Here is a 15,657-nt window from a genome sequence, read left to right as displayed (position 1 = left end):
TCCACCGGGCGGCGCGAAGGCATCGCGTTTGCTTCGTCCGGCGGCAGCAGTTTCGAATCGCAAAGGGGGAATCAGATGCATCGGATCATCATCATAGGCGGAGGCGCGGGCGGCCTGGAACTGGCGACGCGGCTCGGCGACCGTTACGGCGCGCGCGGCAATCGTTCCGCGCGTGCGCTCGTCACGCTCGTCGACCGCAATCCGACCCACATCTGGAAACCGCTGCTGCACGAAGTCGCTGCCGGCAGCATGGACCCGTTCACGCAGGAGCTCGAATACGCGGCGCAGGCGCGCTGGCACGGCTTCGAATTCCAGCAGGGCGGGCTGACCGGGCTCGACCGCGCCGCGAAACGCATCACGCTCGCGCCGGTCAACGACAGCGACGGCGAGGAGCTGCTGCCGGCGCGCGAGCTGGAATACGACACGCTCGTGATCGCGATCGGCAGCACGACCCACTTCTTCGGCGTGCAGGGCGCGGCGGAAAACGCGATCGCACTCGATACGGTGGGCGAGGCCGAGCGCTTCCGCAAGCGGTTGATTGCTGCGTGCATGCGCGCCGAGCACCAGAGCCCGGCGCCGGCTGCATCGGGCGCACCGGGTGAAGCGGCGGAGCCGCGCATCCAGGTTGCGATCGTCGGCGGCGGCGCCACCGGCGTCGAGCTGTCCGCCGAGCTGCGCAACACCGCGCAGGTGTTGTCGGCCTACGGGCTGCACAAGCTCGATCCGCGACACGACGTCGGTATCGTGCTGATCGAATCGGGGCCGCGGATCCTCCCGGCGCTGCCGGAGCGCGTGTCGTCGGCAACGGCCGAACTGCTCGAAAAGATCGGCGTGCGGCTGATGCTCGCCGAGCGCGTGACGGAGGTGGCGCCCGGGGCCATCCACACGGCGAGCGGCAAGACGGTGCGTGCCGACCTGACGGTCTGGGCCGCCGGCATCAAGGCGCCGTCCGTGCTCGCGAATCTCGATGGGCTCCAGGTCAACAAGCTTGGCCAGCTCGACGTGCGCCGCACGCTGCAGACCTTCACCGACGACAACATATTCGCGCTCGGCGATTGCGCGGCCTGCGCGTGGCCCGGCAACGAGCGCAACGTGCCGCCGCGTGCGCAGGCGGCGCACCAGCAGGCGAACTTCCTGCTGAAGGCGATCGGCTGCCGGCTCGAAGGGCGTCCGCTGCCCGAATTCACGTATCGCGACCTGGGCTCGCTCGTGTCGCTCGGCCATTTCAGCGCGGTCGGCAACCTGATGGGCGGGCTGATCGGCGGCAACATGCTGATCGAGGGGCTGTTCGCACGCTTCATGTACATGTCGCTGTACCGCATGCACATCGCCGCGCTGCACGGCTATCCGCGCATGATGCTCGATACGGTCGCGCACTGGCTGCGGCGCACGACGCTGCCGCGCGTCAAGCTGCACTGACTGCGCGTCTGTACGTGGAGCGGGCGGGGCGTGGGTACATTGTGCGTGTCCCCCGCCCGTTGATTTTTGCGGGTGGCCCCGCGTTTTGCTTTCGAGTTCGCCGGCATCCGGTCGCGAAACGGCGATCGACACGTGCCGTTGTACCTTGATTCGTCGGGCCGCCAGCGGGCGTTTGCGCCGGGCTCGAAGCGACCGGAGCAACGCGCCGTAATCGAGTCTTACACATCTGACAGTTGACGCGACAACGGATTATTGGGCATCTTGTCCGGGTTTCCGTTTGCGGCGGGGTGCCAACCGCCGCGACATCCGCGCCGTGCGCCGGCGCGATGCCCCGTCATCCGCATCCAGAATCATGGCGGCGGCACCCAATCGAGGAGTGCATTCATGTTGAAACCCGAAGTCGACAGCCTGGTCCCCCACGTTCCGTTCTCGCGCCGCAAGTTCATGCAGGCCGCGCTGGGCGGCACCTTCGCGGCGGCCGTGCTGCCCGTGTCCGCGCAGACGGTCACGACCGACAGCGCGGGGCTGGACGTCGACACCATCGAGATCCGCTCGGGCGATTCGAGCGTGCCGGCTTATCGCGCACAACCGGTCGACAAGACGAACCTGCCGGTCATCATCGTGATCCACGAGATCTTCGGGGTGCATGCGCATATCGCCGACGTGTGCCGCCGCTTCGCGAAGCTCGGCTACCTCGCGATCGCGCCCGACCTGTTCGCACGGCAGGGCAATGCGGCCAAGTATCCGACGATCCAGGCGCTCGTCGAGAACATCGTCAGCAAGGTGCCGGACCGGCAGGTCACGGAGGATCTCGACGCGACCGTCGCCTGGGCCGGCAAGAACGGCGGCGATCTCACGCGCCTCGGCGTGACGGGATTCTGCTGGGGCGGCCGCCAGGCGTGGCTGTATGCCGAGCACAATCCGCACGTGCGTGCGGCGGTGGCGTGGTACGGGTTCGTCGAGGGCAAGACCGACGAGATGACGCCGTTCAATCCGGTCGATCATGCGTCGTTGCTGAAGGTGCCCGTGCTCGGCCTGTACGGCGAGAAGGATCAGAACATCACGCAAGCATCGCTCGCGGACATGCGCAAGGCGATCCAGGCGAGCGATTCGAAGCTCGCGCGCGAATCGGAGATCGTCGTCTATCCGGATGCCGGTCACGCATTCTTCGCCGACTACCGGCCGAGCTACGTGAAGGCCGATGCCGAGGACGGCTGGAAACGCGCGATCGAGTGGTTCCACAAGTTCGGCGTGATGTAAACGACCAGCGGCGGCCCATGCCGCCGCTTCGTCACTGCTGTGTCGGGGCCGCTTACGGCGTCGGGCCGGTTGCGATCGGTCGCGACGGGTCGGCGCTCCATTCGCTCCATGAACCCGGGTACAGCGATGCGCCGTGCAGGCCTGCCACTTCCAGTGCCAGCGCGTTGTGACACGCGGTGACGCCGGAGCCGCATTGCAGGATCACGCGATTCGGCTCGGTGCCTGCCAGCACGGTGGAGAACGCCTCGCGCAATTCGTGGCCGGTCTTGAAGCGTCCGTCGGCGCTCAGGTTGTCCTTGAAGAAGCGGTTGCGTGCGCCGGGGATGTGGCCGCCCACACGATCGATCGTTTCGTTTTCGCCGCGATAGCGGTCCGGTGCGCGTGCATCGATCACGATGCGCGTGGGCGACGACACGTTGGCGAGCACGGCTGCCGCGTCTACCGTCGATTCGAGCGGCGTTGCTGCGCGGAAGTCGCCGGCGGCCGGTTGCGGCACGTCGGTCGTCAGCGGTTCGCCGGCTGCTTCCCAGGCCTGCAGGCCGCCGTCGAGCACAGCGATCGAGTCGTGGCCGAGCCAGCGCAGCAGCCACCACAGTCGAGCCGCATAGGCGCCGCCTTGTGCGTCGTATGCAACGACCTGTTGGCCCTGCTTGAGGCCGCGGCTGGCGAGCAATGTCGCGAGCGCGTCGCGGGTCGGCAGCGGGTGGCGGCCGTTGGTGCCCGTCTTGCGGCCTGACAGATCGCGGTCGAGATGAAGGTAGTGCGCGCCGGGGAGGTGGCCGGCCGCATAGGCCGCTTCGCCCGCGGCGGGATCGACGAGATCGAAGCGGCAGTCGAACAGCGCGACGCTGCCGGGTGCCGCGGCCAGGCGCTCGGCGAGATTGGCGGCGGAGATGAGCGTGGTGTAATGAGTGTGTGGCATGACGACTCCCTGGAGTGCAAATGGCCTGACACTCCAAGTCTAAACAAAAAAAGACGGGCCGAAGCCCGTCTTTTCGTCTGCCGGATGCGGTGCGGCGTCAAAGCGCCGCACCGGCTGTCAGATATCGCCGAGTTGGCGGCGCAGGAACTCGTGGAAGTGCTGCATGCCGTCTTCCATCGGGCTCTGATACGGACCGACCTGCGACTCGCCGCGTGCCATCAGCGCACGGCGGCCGGCGTCCATCCGCATCGCGATCTCGTCGTCCTCGACGGCCGTTTCCATATAGGCGGCACGCTCCGCCTCGACGAATTCGCGTTCGAACAGTGCGATTTCCTCGGGGTAATAGAACTCGACGATGTTGGTCGTCTTCTGCGGCCCGCGCGGGATCAGCCACGACACGACGAGCACGTGCGGATACCACTCGATCATCAGGCCCGGGTAGTAGACCATCCAGATCGCGCCGAACTCCGGCGGCACGCCGTTGCGAAACTTCAGCACCTGCTCGTGCCATTTCTGGTAAGTCGCGCTGCCCGGCTTCGCGAGGGCGTTGTGCACGCCGACCGTCTGCACGCTGTACCAGTCGCCGAATTCCCACTTGAGATCGTCGCACGACACGAAGCTGCCGAGGCCCGGATGGAACGGGACGACGTGGTAATCCTCGAGGTAGACCTCGATGAACGTCTTCCAGTTGTAATCGCACTCGTGCACTTCGACGTGATCGAAGTGGTACTCCGAAAAGTCGAAATGATGCTTCGTGCCGAGGTTGGCGAGGTCGCGCGCGACATGCCGGCCTTCGGCCTCGAACAGCAGCCCCTGCCAGTTCTGCAGCGGGCTCTTGCCGAGGTTCAGGCACGGCTTGTCGGGGAAATGCGGTGCGCCGAGCAGCTCGCCTTCCAGGTCGTACGTCCAGCGGTGCAGCGGGCACACGATGTTCTGCGTGTGGCCGCGCCCGTTGAGCATGATCGCCTGCCGGTGCCGGCAGACGTTCGACAGCAGTTCGATCTGGTTCGTCGGGTTGCGGACCAGCACGCGGCCTTCCTTCTCGGACGGCAGCGCAAAATAATCCCCCGCCTCGGGCACCATCAACTCGTGCCCGACGTAACGAGGTCCTTTCTTGAAGAGGGTTTCGATCTCGCGCTCGAGTAGCGCCTCATCGAAATATGCAGTGACTGGAAGCTGGCTGTGAGCCGACTTCAACTGAAGCGCGTCGCTCAGATTGGACATTCCCACTCCCGGTGTTAGCGTGAAAGCAGTGAACAACCCAACCATCGAAAAATCGATTTAGGGAAACGGGGAATTATACCCGGTTCGCCTCGCAAGGCTAGGATTAAGTGCCTGATTTGTGTCAATTTTTTGTCGGGCGCCAATGGGAAGGCGCACACTGTGCGTGGGAGATGGGGCCGGAATTGAGGGAGGGTGTCCAAGACGGCAGGTCGGAAAATTCTCTTTTGCCGTAGAATGTCCGACTTGTTTTGAAATTTGACACCCTCGTCCATGGCGAAAACCGCATCCCCAGGCGCCACGCCGCCCGGCAATGGCACCGAACCGTTGCCGGACAATTACGAGATGGCGCTCGCGGAACTCGAGACGCTGGTTGCCCGGATGGAAGGCGGCGCGTTGAGCCTCGAGGATTCACTGACGGCGTATCGCCGCGGTGCGACCCTCGTTGCGTTTTGCCAACAGCAGCTCGAGAAAGTGGAGCAGCAGGTTCGCGTGCTCGACGGCGCGACGCTGAAGCCGCTTTCGTCCGGAACGGCCGCCACGGACGGCGAAGACGACGATCTATGACATTCGAACAATGGATGCGGTCCGTGCTTGACCGTGTCGAAGACGCACTCGGCCACTATCTGCCCGCGGAAACCGCGATGCCCGAGAAACTGCACGAGGCGATGCGCTACGCGGTCCTCGGCGGCGGCAAACGCGTTCGCCCGCTGCTGTGCCATGCGGCAGGCGAACTGACCGGCGCGACGGAAGCGGCGCGCAACGCGGCAGCGGCGGCGCTGGAGATGATCCACGTCTACTCGCTCGTGCACGACGACATGCCGTGCATGGACGACGACGCGCTGCGTCGCGGCAAGCCGACCGTGCACGTGCAGTACGACGAGCCGACGGCGCTGCTGGTCGGTGACGCGCTGCAGTCGCAGGCGTTCGTGGCGCTGACCGACGCCGATGCGCTGTCGCCGGTGCAGCAGGCGGCGCTCGTGCGCGAGCTGGCGCTCGCGAGCGGCTCGCTCGGCATGGCCGGCGGGCAGGCGATCGACCTGGCGAGCGTCGGCCTGAAGCTGACGCGCGAACAGCTCGAGACGATGCACCGGATGAAGACGGGCGCATTGCTGCGCGCGACCGTGCGGATGGGCGCACTGGCCGGCGAGACGCCTTCGGCGGAAGCGATGGCCGCGCTCGATGTATACGCGGGAGCCGTGGGTCTGGCCTTCCAGGTCGTCGACGACATTCTCGACGTCACGACCGATTCGGCGACGCTCGGCAAGACGGCCGGCAAGGATGCGGCGAACGACAAGCCGACCTATGTATCGATCCTCGGCCTCGAGGCGTCGCGCGAGCTGGCAGCGCAACTGCGCGCCGAAGCGCACGACGCGCTGAAACCGTTCGGCGCACGCGCACAGCGTCTCGCCGAACTTGCCGACCTGGTAGTGAACCGGGTCAGCTGACGCGAAAGCCCGCCGCCGCGCACACGCTACGGTGCGTGCAACAGAATGCGGGCGCGTTTGATTTCCTACAATGGAACGACGATGTACGACTTGCTGAAAACCATCGACGACCCGGCGGATTTGCGCCGCCTCGATCGTCGCCAACTCCAACCGCTCGCGGATGAACTGCGCGCGTTCGTGCTCGACAGCGTGTCGAAGACGGGCGGCCACTTGTCGTCCAACCTCGGGACGGTCGAGCTGACGATCGCGTTGCACTACGTGTTCAACACGCCGAACGATCGCATCGTCTGGGACGTGGGTCACCAGACCTACCCGCACAAGATCCTGACGGGCCGCCGCGACCAGATGCATTCGCTGCGCCAGTACGACGGTATCTCGGGCTTCCCGCGTCGTAGCGAATCCGAATACGACACGTTCGGCACCGCGCACTCGAGCACGTCGATCTCGGCCGCGCTCGGCATGGCGATCGGCAGCCAGCTGAACGGCGACGACCGCTTCTCGATCGCCGTGATCGGCGACGGCGCGATGACCGCCGGCATGGCGTTCGAGGCGATGAACAACGCGGGCGTGTCGGAAGATGCGAAGGTGCTCGTGATCCTGAACGACAACGACATGTCGATTTCGCCGCCGGTCGGCGCGCTGAATCGCCATCTCGCCCGCCTGATGTCGGGCCGCTTCTACGCGGCTGCGCGTGCAGGCGTCGAGCGCGTGCTGAGTGTTGCGCCGCCGGTGCTCGAACTCGCGCGCAAGCTCGAGGAGCACGCGAAGGGCATGGTCGTGCCGGCCACGCTGTTCGAAGAGTTCGGCTTCAACTACATCGGCCCGATCGACGGTCACGATCTCGATTCGCTGATCCCGACGCTGCAGAACATCCGTGAACTGCGCGGTCCGCAGTTCCTGCACGTGGTGACGAAGAAAGGCCAGGGCTACAAGCTCGCCGAAGCCGATCCGGTGCTCTATCACGGCCCCGGCAAGTTCAACCCGGCCGAAGGCATCAAGCCGTCGACCACGCCCGCGAAGAAGACGTATACGCAGGTGTTCGGCGAGTGGCTGTGCGATGAAGCCGAGCGCGACACGCGCGTCGTCGGCATCACGCCCGCGATGCGCGAAGGCTCGGGCATGGTCGAGTTCGAGAAGCGTTTCAAGGATCGCTACTACGACGTCGGCATCGCCGAGCAGCACGCGGTGACGTTCGCGGGCGGCCTCGCGACCGAAGGGCTGAAGCCCGTCGTCGCGATCTACTCGACGTTCCTGCAGCGTGGTTACGATCAGCTGATCCACGACGTCGCGCTGCAGAACCTGCCGGTCGTGTTCGCGATCGACCGCGCGGGCCTCGTCGGCGCGGACGGCGCGACGCATGCGGGCGCGTACGATCTCGCGTTCATGCGCTGCATCCCGAACATGACGATCATGGCCGCATCCGACGAGAACGAATGCCGCCAGATGCTGCACACGGCGCTGCAGCAGCCGAACCCGACCGCGGTGCGTTATCCGCGCGGCGCGGGCACGGGCGTGGCGACGGTGAAGGAATTCACCGAGATCCCGGTCGGCAAGGGTGAAGTGCGTCGCCAGACGTCGCAGCCGGAAGGCAAGCGCGTCGCGATCCTCGCGTTCGGCACGATGGTCGCACCGTCGCTGGTCGCAGGCGAGGAGCTCGACGCCACGGTCGCGAACATGCGCTTCGTGAAGCCGGTCGATGCGGCACTCGTGCGCGAGCTCGCCGAAACGCACGACTACCTCGTGACGGTCGAGGAAGGCTGCGTGATGGGTGGCGCGGGCTCGGCCTGCGTGGAAGCCCTGATGGAGAGTGGGGTTATCCGACCCGTACTACAATTGGGCCTCCCTGACCTGTTCATCGATCACGGCGACCCCGCGAAGCTGCTGTCGCAATGCGGCCTCGACGGCGCGGGCATCGCGAAATCGATTCGCGAACGCTTTCTGAATCCGGCGGCCGATGTCGCCGGTCAGGCAAAGCGAGTCGCATAAGCTGGCGCCGCCTGCGGGCGGTGCCGGTGCGACTGGCGCAACCGGTCTTCATTGATGCGGAAAACATGGGCCTGCGGGCCCATGTTGCTTTTCCGGCTGCCGCGTGATGCGGCGTGCGCGTCGTCGAACGCGCGGCTTACAAGGATTGAACAAGATGAACCAGATGAATCCCGCCTTCGTGATGCCCGACGTGCAGAGCACGGTGGATACCCGTCAGATTCCGATTCAGCGCGTGGGCGTGAAGGCGGTCCGGCATCCGCTGACGGTGTGTACCGAAAGCGGTGACGTGCAACCGACCGTCGGCGTCTGGAACCTCGACGTCCGCCTGCCTGCGGACCAGAAAGGCACGCACATGTCGCGCTTCGTCGCGCTGCTCGAAGAGAACCGTGCACCGCTGACGGTCGAGCGCTTCCGCGCGATGCTCGCGTCGATGCTCGAGAAGCTGGAAGCCGAGGCCGGCCGCATCGAGGTCACGTTCCCGTACTTCGTGAACAAGACGGCGCCGGTGTCCGGCGTGCAGAGCCTGCTCGACTATGAAGTGACGCTCGCGGGCGAAAGCCGCAACGGCGACACGCGCCTGTTCCTGAAGGTGCTCGTGCCGGTGACGAGCCTGTGCCCGTGCTCGAAGAAGATCTCGCAGTACGGCGCGCACAACCAGCGTTCGCATGTGACGATCGATGCCGAGCTCGCGGCGGACCTGCCGGTCGAGGCGCTGATCCGCATCGCGGAAGAAGAGGCATCGTGCGAACTGTGGGGTTTGCTGAAGCGTCCGGACGAGAAGTTCGTCACCGAGCGTGCGTACGAGAACCCGAAGTTCGTCGAGGATCTCGTGCGCGACGTCGCGCAGCGTCTCGACGCCGACGAGCGTGTGGTCGCCTACGTGCTCGAAGCCGAGAACTTCGAGTCGATCCACAATCACAGCGCGTATGCACTGATCGAGCGCGACAAGCGCCAGGCTGCATAACGCCGCGGCGATTTGCCGCGCCAATGAAAAAGGCCGCTCGAACGAGCGGCCTTTTTGTTGCCCTGCGGGCGGCGATGTATCGGGAAATCAGCGTGCGAGCGACGCGAGATCCCAGCGCGGTTTCACCGTGAACGCGTAGTCGGCATTCGCCTGCTCGGGCCAGCGGCCGAGCCGCAGCGCGCCCGCGAGCGCGATCATCGCGCCGTTGTCGGTGCAGAGCGCGAGATCGGGGTAGTGCACGTCGAAGCCGCGCTTGGCCGCGGCAGCAGACAGCGCCGCGCGCAACTGGCGGTTCGCGCCGACGCCGCCCGCGACCACGAGGCGCTTGAGCTTCGTCTTCTTCAGTGCGGCGAGCGACTTCGCGACGAGCACGTCGACGGCCGCATCGACGAAGCCGCGCGCCAGGTCGGCCTTTGCGCGTTCGAGCGCTTCGCCTTCCAGCTTCGCCGCTTCGAACTTCTTCATCTGCGTGAGCACGGCCGTCTTCAGGCCGCTGAAGCTGAAGTCGAGATCGCCCGAATGCAGCATCGGGCGCGGCAGCACGACGACGCCCGGCGTGCCCGTTTCGGCGAGCTTCGACACTTCCGGGCCGCCCGGGTAGCCGAGGCCGATCAGCTTTGCCGTCTTGTCGAACGCTTCGCCGGCCGCGTCATCGAGCGTTTCGCCGAGCGTCTCGTACACGCCGACGTCCGTCACGCGCATCAGTTGCGTATGGCCGCCGGATACCAGCAGTGCGACGAACGGGAACGGCGGCGGCTCGTCGACGAGCAGCGGCGACAGCAGATGGCCTTCGAGGTGATGGATGCCGACGGTCGGCTTGTTCCACGCGAGCGCGAGCGCATTCGCGATGCTCGCGCCGACGAGCAGCGCGCCGGCGAGGCCGGGGCCCTGCGTGAACGCGATCGCATCGATGTCGTCGCGACGCGTGCCGCTTTGCGCCATTACTTCCTCGAGCAGCGGCAGCGCGCGGCGGATGTGGTCGCGCGACGCGAGTTCGGGCACGACGCCGCCGTAGTCGCGGTGCATCGCGATCTGCGAATGGAGCGCGTGCGCGAGCAGGCCGCGCTGCGTGTCATAGAGCGCAAGGCCGGTTTCGTCGCAGGAGCTTTCGATGCCGAGAACGAGCATGGGTAACGGGCAGGGCGCGCCGGGTCGGACGCGCCGCAGGAAGGTCAACGTAACCGTAAAGTATAGCAGGCGAGGGCCGGCCGTCGCTGGCGGCGGCCCGGGCCCGATGCCGGGCAGGTATAACGCTTCTGGAACCTTCCTAACTCGTTAGGTAGGGTCTTATGCATTATAGCGGCGACCGGCCGTGTCGCTCAACGGCGCGCGCCGGTCGTACGCTCGTGCATCAGCGTGTACGTTCCTTTACCGGAGGGACTAGGCGGGCATCGTTCATCCTCGCTCAAAATGTCACGCCGATGAAGTGTTGATGGAGCACGAGGCGGAAATGTGGGTGAGTGTGGCTGTGCTGTGTTTGGCTGGACTAGCCAAGAGTGACTGGTGGCGCAGACATGGCGACGCGGTGGCCTAAAGCCCCGCAGATTGAAGTAGCTCAGACGGCTTGCACGCGAGTGCTCCGGCGATCTTGACGAGATTTAGGAGCGTTACGTTTCGCTCGCCTCGTTCGATCTTCCCCATGTGACTTCGGTCGATTTGCGCGAGGTGTGCGAGTGACTCTTGTGAGATCTCAAGGATTTCCCGACGAGCTCGAATAGAGCGTCCCAACGCTTTGAGGCGTGCTTCCGCGTCGTTTCGTCCAGATACCCTTTCCATCCGGGTATCGTCCGGTTATCATCCCATGTTGGCCACGGCATTTACGACCCATTCCTCGCATGGCTTCGATCGGGAGGCAGTTCAGAACTTGCTGCTGCTCCGACTAGGCCCGCTTCCCTATCTCGTTTTGTTTTATGAAAGACACCGCACGTCCGGTGCGCGGTAGCGCGTCATCTCCGAATCGACATGATCGTGCCTCGGAATCCTCAAAAGTGTTGATAGCGATTGAGCGAGTGCTCTCCCAGCACCAAGGAGCGCACAATCTGGATCTTTTTAGCGTGGTGCACGTACCGCGAGCTCGTGAGGAGACGCGCAGAAAACTTCCAAACGGAAAGCGCTATACGCAAGAGTTCAGGGCAGAGGCAGTGCGGCAAGTTGTGGAGCTTGGTGCTTCCGTAAAGCAGGTTGCTGCAAGGTTAGGTGTGTCGGCTTGGAGTCTGCATCGTTGGATCCGGGAGCGACATGTGCAGCAATCTGAGGCAGCCGTTGGTCTCGAGAGTTCGTCGGAAATTCAATGGCTCAGAGCTGAGTTGATACGGGTAACTGAAGAGAGGGATATGTTAGAAAAAGCTGCGGCATACTTTGCAAAACAGGCGGGCTAACTTCAATTGCTCGTGTGACAGACTCGCAAGGGCCTTCATTTGAGGGAGGCCCGAGGGTATTCATCCGCTGATACGTGGTCACACTTAAGTGGGCACAATCTCGATTTGTTCTGCGGTCACCAGCTTTCGGTCGATCAATTCCTGCCGTGCCGCGTCCGGGTTGCAGGTGAAGAACAGCACCCGTAAGTCTTCAAGCGCCCGCGAGAAAGACACATAAGCAAGCCGCTGCCCTCTGTTTCGCTGCCCATCTGTGGGTTCGCCGGCCGTTACGGGCGTCAGCGTCTTGCCAAAATTGTAGAGATTCCAAGCGGCTTCGACATCGTCATACACGATCAGCACCTTGGCGTATTCTTCTCCCTTAACGCCGTGCTGGGTGCTGTAGGCTGAATTTTTGGCAATAAAGGAAGCATAAGCGGCAATCTCATTTGGCTTCATCGCGAACAATGCATCGGCGAGCCATTCGCCCTTATCGAGGACATGCAATTCTTCGACATAATCCTCATTGTGTGGAGCACGATCAAGCTGCTCGCTTAGATTGTTCGAAACTGGGATGATCTGCTTCGCAGCACAGAACCGCAAAATCTCGCCGATTGACGCCGATGCCCAAAGCACTTCGAGCTGCTCAACTAGGCTTAGAGATGTCTCGATCATCGCCTTGAGCGTATTCTCTGCATTGATCCCGTCGGCAGCGAAGGCAGGGCTGTTGCGGCGAAGAATATCGACGATGGCGCGGTTGTCATTGACGGCACGAGCGGCAACGAGCGGATAGACGATATCGGTGAGCGGCCGAATCAAAAAATGCTCGCCCGCCTCGAATGCCTCTTCTGCGCGAGTAGACGCATAGGGACCGTTGAACAGGCGATTGAGTTCGGCGAAGCCCATTCGGCGCGCGATCATCTGGTTAGCCAGAAACAGTTTGATCACATCGTCACGCTCTACCCAGCCCCAGTCCGCTATCGCGGCGTCCATTCGGGCTAACGCGCGGGTGATCTGGTCCTCGGAGTAGCGGTTGCGTGGCAGTTCTGGTTTTTCCGCTTGGACTAACCGGAAAAGAACGCTGCCCTCACGATTCTTATTTTCGCCCGCGGGATACTGTTCGACGTCGGATCGGAAGGCATTGAGGAGGCGGATGACACTCTTGGAGCAGCGAAAGTTCTCAGTCTTAGTGATCGGTTTGCCACCAAGGGGAGGCGCGAATTCCCCAGCGCTGCCGTCATAGATTTGCTGCCAAGGGTCACCAAAATAACCGACGATTGGGAGTCCATCGCCACTGCAAGCCATATTGAGGCCTGTGACGATGCCCGGGGAGGTATCTTGCGCTTCGTCGACGAAGATATAGGGGAATCGAAGACCGATGATCCGCCGAAACGTCGCATTGTGTTCGAAAAGATGGGCGGCGATTTCGATGATGTCGTCATGCCCGAGCCGGCCTGCCGAATAGTCACCCCATTGGGCGTCGTCATAGACAAAGGTCCGGACCGAATTGAGCTCGGTTAAATCCTGCTCGTACCGAAGTACCTTTGCGCGTGCATCAGTCGCTGCGCGACTATTGCCACCATTGTCCTTGTCACGCTCCTTTTGAATTAGTGTCGGGATCCGCGCCTCGCGCAGCGCTGCGCGAATATCGTCGTTGAAACGGCCGATTTGGCCCCATAGAAAGCTGTGCAGCGTCGAGACCAGATAAAGCTCGTCAAATCCCAGGCGGGCCTTAATTACTTCGACCGCACGCTTGGTGAAGGTAATGCAGGCAACGTGTTGACCATTTTGTCGCAGCTGCCGGCCCTCGCGCTCCCGTACTCGCGCTAGAGCGTCGATGAGCGACGTCGTTTTGCCTGATCCGGCGCCTGCGACTAGCGCGAAGCTATGATGTCCGTCGATACAGGCGCGCACGTCGACGTCGGCCTGCGTTTCTACCTTGCTGCTCATACGGTTACTCCTGCCTCTGGCGTAGCCTCTTGTGGGTGCTGGGGTGCCTGCCCACCGCGCAGTCGGAGCTCGAGCCAGCGCAGACCCTCGGCAATATAGGTGGGCACCGTCCAACGCGATTTGGTCGCGAGCAGGTCCATCGCGAACTCCGTCTTCTTGAATTCCTTAGAGCTGATGCGCTCGTAGATAACCGTGTAGGCCTCGGAAAGGTTTGACGGGATATCTTTGCCGATAGACAGAGCCTCAGTGCGAAGCAACACAAAATTCTCATATGCGATTGCTTCTTCGAGCGTACGCGGAATCATCTCGAGTTGAGCACCGCCTTCGCTAACTTGCACACCAACCTCGAAGGCGATGCAGCGATCCTTGGAGGTGTGGATCTTGTCGGCGGGTGACATTGCAATTAGCTCGGCCACTGTGCTCTTCCCACAGAGCTTTTTTAGCGAAGCATTCGAGGTTCGTGCACCCGCGACGTCGGCGCGGCACGTGGTTGGGTAGCCCGTTGGTTCAACGGAATCAAGGTCTGTCACGACGAGATACGGGATACGCAAAAATTCGAGCAGCCCTTCAAAGCGGTGCGCATAGGCCCCTCCCACTTCGAGGATGGTTAGGTAGCAAGTGCGCAGGCGTACCGCCGAAATTTCAATCATCGAAGGCAGCAGCAGCTTTTCGGCGGCGCCTTCCACCAGGATTGCCGCGTCAGCAAAGAACAAATCACAGTGTGTGAGCCGCAGATAGCGCTTCAGGAACGATAGCGTATTCTCAGGCGTGATCGCCACACCGTCGACGACATCGGCCTCAGGCTGGAATGCGCGCAGACTGCGAACATCGGACGCGTTACGGATGCCGTCCTGTGCCGCTTCTCCACCAAGATGGCAGCGCTGAAAGTAGCGCACCTTCTCGAAATCCACCGCATCGAGGATATGAGAGGAATGGGTGGTGACGACGAGTTGCGGCATGAGCGTTGGCTGACCGGCGGTTTTGGCGGAGGCCTCGATCACGCTCCAGATATTGGTGATGAAACTTTGTTGGACTTGAGCGTGGAGATGGACTTCCGGCTCCTCTATGAAAATCAACAGGCAGAGCGGTCGGCTGTCCGCCGTGGCGAGCCACTGTGAATGGAAGTGCCGGGCCTGGATCGCCATATAGATCAAGTTCTTGAAACCAAGGCCGTTATAAAGCTCGGGCAACTCATGTTGTCGCCCAGGATCGACATAGAGGAGTTCGGTGTTGCCGCGCAGAGCGCTTTCCGGGCTGAGCGAGGATATGATCTTCAGTTCACGGTCGTTGACCGATGGCACGCCAAGCCCCCTGATGAGGTCCATCAGCGGGGCGAATTGCTTCTCATAATGCCGAGTCAGGTCCGCGTTATTCTGGTCGATAACCCGGTGCGCTTCAGCGGCATATTCAGCTTGGTCGAGATTCTTGCGGTAGAAGGAAGCGAAGGCGGCAGAGAGACGGTTACTGCGACTATTGTCATCATCGTTGATGTTGCGCTGGGCATCGACAAACTCGACGCGCACCAGTTGGCGCACGAGCCGTTTCCCCTCATCTGGTTCCAGCGGGGTCGCGACGATAGCAGTTTCGCCGCCATCTCCCGCCACCGCCTCAAGCGAGGCATAGCGCGTTGTAGCATGGCGGTGGAGGTTTGTGTCAGTGGCGAGGTACTGAAAAAGGCCGCGAGCGCGCCGACCGTCATCGCCGGCAGGATACGCCACGAAATACTCTTCACGCAGTTTCTTGGCATCGTCGATGCCGAACTGCAGGCGAAAGCCAACTTGTGTGAAATCCGACAGTTTCGGAAGCAGGGTGAAGACGCGGCCGAAAGCGACGGTGTTGGGATCGATCTCGAACCAGAGATCGAGGCCGATCTCGGGGAGGTTATCAACGTCGCCTGTTTCGGCAAAGCGGTCGAAATCTGCAACGCGCGAGACCGAGAAGTCATGGATCTTGAACTCACGTCCACCGAGAAAGGCACGGAAGATAGCGGTGGCGGAAGTCTTGCCGCTGTTATTGGGGCCTACGAACAGCGTCTCCTTTTCTTCGACGTCGATCATCACATTCTCGAGGCGCCGAAAATTGCGGATCACAACTTTCTGAAGTTTCATGGTGCTCTCTCAAGTAATTTCTCGT

General features: G+C 62.8%; 13 protein-coding genes. 7 read left to right on the top strand and 6 right to left on the bottom strand.

Going from position 1 to position 15,657, the window contains the following annotated elements; genetic code table 11:
• The first annotated feature begins 75 nt into the window (after window positions 1-75).
• A complete protein-coding gene (locus tag AC5LXK_RS27250; RefSeq protein WP_493391759.1) occupies window positions 76-1,419 on the top strand; it encodes an NAD(P)/FAD-dependent oxidoreductase in 1,344 nt (447 codons plus the stop codon).
• 384 nt (window positions 1,420-1,803) lie between these two features.
• Complete coding sequence (locus AC5LXK_RS27245) at window positions 1,804-2,679, top strand: dienelactone hydrolase family protein (protein WP_493391758.1); 876 nt, start codon at window positions 1,804-1,806, stop codon at window positions 2,677-2,679.
• Window positions 2,680-2,731: 52 nt separating this feature from the next.
• Here the strand turns inward: AC5LXK_RS27245 and AC5LXK_RS27240 are convergent, their stop codons facing one another.
• The gene (locus AC5LXK_RS27240; protein ID WP_493391757.1) at window positions 2,732-3,601 is read right to left on the bottom strand and encodes a sulfurtransferase; all 870 of its coding nucleotides are present in this window, start codon (window positions 3,599-3,601) and stop codon (window positions 2,732-2,734) included.
• A gap of 117 nt (window positions 3,602-3,718) precedes the next feature.
• Window positions 3,719-4,825 carry an aromatic ring-hydroxylating oxygenase subunit alpha gene (locus tag AC5LXK_RS27235; protein ID WP_493391756.1) on the bottom strand — a complete coding sequence of 369 codons (1,107 nt, stop codon included), beginning with the start codon at window positions 4,823-4,825 and terminating at the stop codon, window positions 3,719-3,721.
• A gap of 270 nt (window positions 4,826-5,095) precedes the next feature.
• On the opposite strand from AC5LXK_RS27235, the gene AC5LXK_RS27230 reads away from it, so the two are divergent.
• The 4 genes from AC5LXK_RS27230 to folE2 all read left to right on the top strand — a co-directional run bounded on the left by AC5LXK_RS27230 (window position 5,096) and on the right by folE2 (window position 9,220).
• Window positions 5,096-5,389: an exodeoxyribonuclease VII small subunit gene (locus AC5LXK_RS27230; RefSeq protein WP_011355806.1), complete on the top strand. Its 294-nt coding sequence runs from the start codon at window positions 5,096-5,098 to the stop codon at window positions 5,387-5,389.
• Window positions 5,386-6,270, top strand: coding sequence for a polyprenyl synthetase family protein (locus AC5LXK_RS27225; protein ID WP_493391755.1), 885 nt, complete (start codon window positions 5,386-5,388; stop codon window positions 6,268-6,270). Before AC5LXK_RS27230 ends, AC5LXK_RS27225 begins: the two co-directional genes overlap by 4 nt.
• An 81-nt stretch (window positions 6,271-6,351) precedes the next feature.
• Window positions 6,352-8,256, top strand: a complete 1,905-nt coding sequence (gene dxs, locus AC5LXK_RS27220; RefSeq protein ID WP_493391754.1) for a 1-deoxy-D-xylulose-5-phosphate synthase — start codon at window positions 6,352-6,354, stop codon at window positions 8,254-8,256.
• A 154-nt stretch (window positions 8,257-8,410) separates the two neighbouring features.
• Window positions 8,411-9,220 carry a GTP cyclohydrolase FolE2 gene (folE2, locus tag AC5LXK_RS27215; RefSeq protein WP_006486446.1) on the top strand — a complete coding sequence of 270 codons (810 nt, stop codon included), beginning with the start codon at window positions 8,411-8,413 and terminating at the stop codon, window positions 9,218-9,220.
• An 87-nt stretch (window positions 9,221-9,307) separates the two neighbouring features.
• Here the strand turns inward: folE2 and tsaD are convergent, their stop codons facing one another.
• Window positions 9,308-10,348: a tRNA (adenosine(37)-N6)-threonylcarbamoyltransferase complex transferase subunit TsaD gene (gene tsaD / locus AC5LXK_RS27210; RefSeq protein WP_493391753.1), complete on the bottom strand. Its 1,041-nt coding sequence runs from the start codon at window positions 10,346-10,348 to the stop codon at window positions 9,308-9,310.
• 402 nt (window positions 10,349-10,750) lie between these two features.
• Complete coding sequence (locus tag AC5LXK_RS27205; RefSeq protein ID WP_080294477.1) at window positions 10,751-10,996, bottom strand: helix-turn-helix domain-containing protein; 246 nt, start codon at window positions 10,994-10,996, stop codon at window positions 10,751-10,753.
• Window positions 10,997-11,130: 134 nt separating this feature from the next.
• On the opposite strand from AC5LXK_RS27205, the gene AC5LXK_RS27200 reads away from it, so the two are divergent.
• Window positions 11,131-11,598, top strand: coding sequence for a transposase (locus AC5LXK_RS27200; protein ID WP_175997984.1), 468 nt, complete (start codon window positions 11,131-11,133; stop codon window positions 11,596-11,598).
• A gap of 84 nt (window positions 11,599-11,682) precedes the next feature.
• Here the strand turns inward: AC5LXK_RS27200 and AC5LXK_RS27195 are convergent, their stop codons facing one another.
• Together AC5LXK_RS27195 and AC5LXK_RS27190 are read right to left on the bottom strand one after the other, a co-directional pair.
• Window positions 11,683-13,524: a UvrD-helicase domain-containing protein gene (locus AC5LXK_RS27195; protein WP_493391752.1), complete on the bottom strand. Its 1,842-nt coding sequence runs from the start codon at window positions 13,522-13,524 to the stop codon at window positions 11,683-11,685.
• A complete protein-coding gene (locus AC5LXK_RS27190; protein ID WP_493391751.1) occupies window positions 13,521-15,632 on the bottom strand; it encodes an ATP-dependent nuclease in 2,112 nt (703 codons plus the stop codon). The genes AC5LXK_RS27195 and AC5LXK_RS27190 overlap by 4 nt, the downstream gene beginning before the upstream one ends.
• Window positions 15,633-15,657: the final 25 nt, after the last annotated feature.

Source organism: Burkholderia pulmonis (assembly GCF_984667975.1).
The sequence above is the reverse complement of the archived record's forward strand: the minus strand, read 5'-3'. Positions and strand labels throughout refer to the sequence as shown.

What these genes read in the sequence shown, in the direction of transcription:
- tsaD (WP_493391753.1), bottom strand. Translation starts at nt 10,348, where the DNA reads ATGCTCGTTCTCGGCATCGAAAGCTCCTGCGACGAAACCGGCCTTGCG.
- AC5LXK_RS27225 (WP_493391755.1), top strand. Translation starts at nt 5,386, where the DNA reads ATGACATTCGAACAATGGATGCGGTCCGTGCTTGACCGTGTCGAAGAC.
- AC5LXK_RS27190 (WP_493391751.1), bottom strand. Translation starts at nt 15,632, where the DNA reads ATGAAACTTCAGAAAGTTGTGATCCGCAATTTTCGGCGCCTCGAGAAT.
- dxs (WP_493391754.1), top strand. Translation starts at nt 6,352, where the DNA reads ATGTACGACTTGCTGAAAACCATCGACGACCCGGCGGATTTGCGCCGC.
- AC5LXK_RS27235 (WP_493391756.1), bottom strand. Translation starts at nt 4,825, where the DNA reads ATGTCCAATCTGAGCGACGCGCTTCAGTTGAAGTCGGCTCACAGCCAG.
- AC5LXK_RS27195 (WP_493391752.1), bottom strand. Translation starts at nt 13,524, where the DNA reads ATGAGCAGCAAGGTAGAAACGCAGGCCGACGTCGACGTGCGCGCCTGT.
- AC5LXK_RS27245 (WP_493391758.1), top strand. Translation starts at nt 1,804, where the DNA reads ATGTTGAAACCCGAAGTCGACAGCCTGGTCCCCCACGTTCCGTTCTCG.
- AC5LXK_RS27250 (WP_493391759.1), top strand. Translation starts at nt 76, where the DNA reads ATGCATCGGATCATCATCATAGGCGGAGGCGCGGGCGGCCTGGAACTG.
- AC5LXK_RS27240 (WP_493391757.1), bottom strand. Translation starts at nt 3,601, where the DNA reads ATGCCACACACTCATTACACCACGCTCATCTCCGCCGCCAATCTCGCC.
- AC5LXK_RS27205 (WP_080294477.1), bottom strand. Translation starts at nt 10,996, where the DNA reads ATGGAAAGGGTATCTGGACGAAACGACGCGGAAGCACGCCTCAAAGCG.
- AC5LXK_RS27200 (WP_175997984.1), top strand. Translation starts at nt 11,131, where the DNA reads ATGAAAGACACCGCACGTCCGGTGCGCGGTAGCGCGTCATCTCCGAAT.
- folE2 (WP_006486446.1), top strand. Translation starts at nt 8,411, where the DNA reads ATGAACCAGATGAATCCCGCCTTCGTGATGCCCGACGTGCAGAGCACG.
- AC5LXK_RS27230 (WP_011355806.1), top strand. Translation starts at nt 5,096, where the DNA reads ATGGCGAAAACCGCATCCCCAGGCGCCACGCCGCCCGGCAATGGCACC.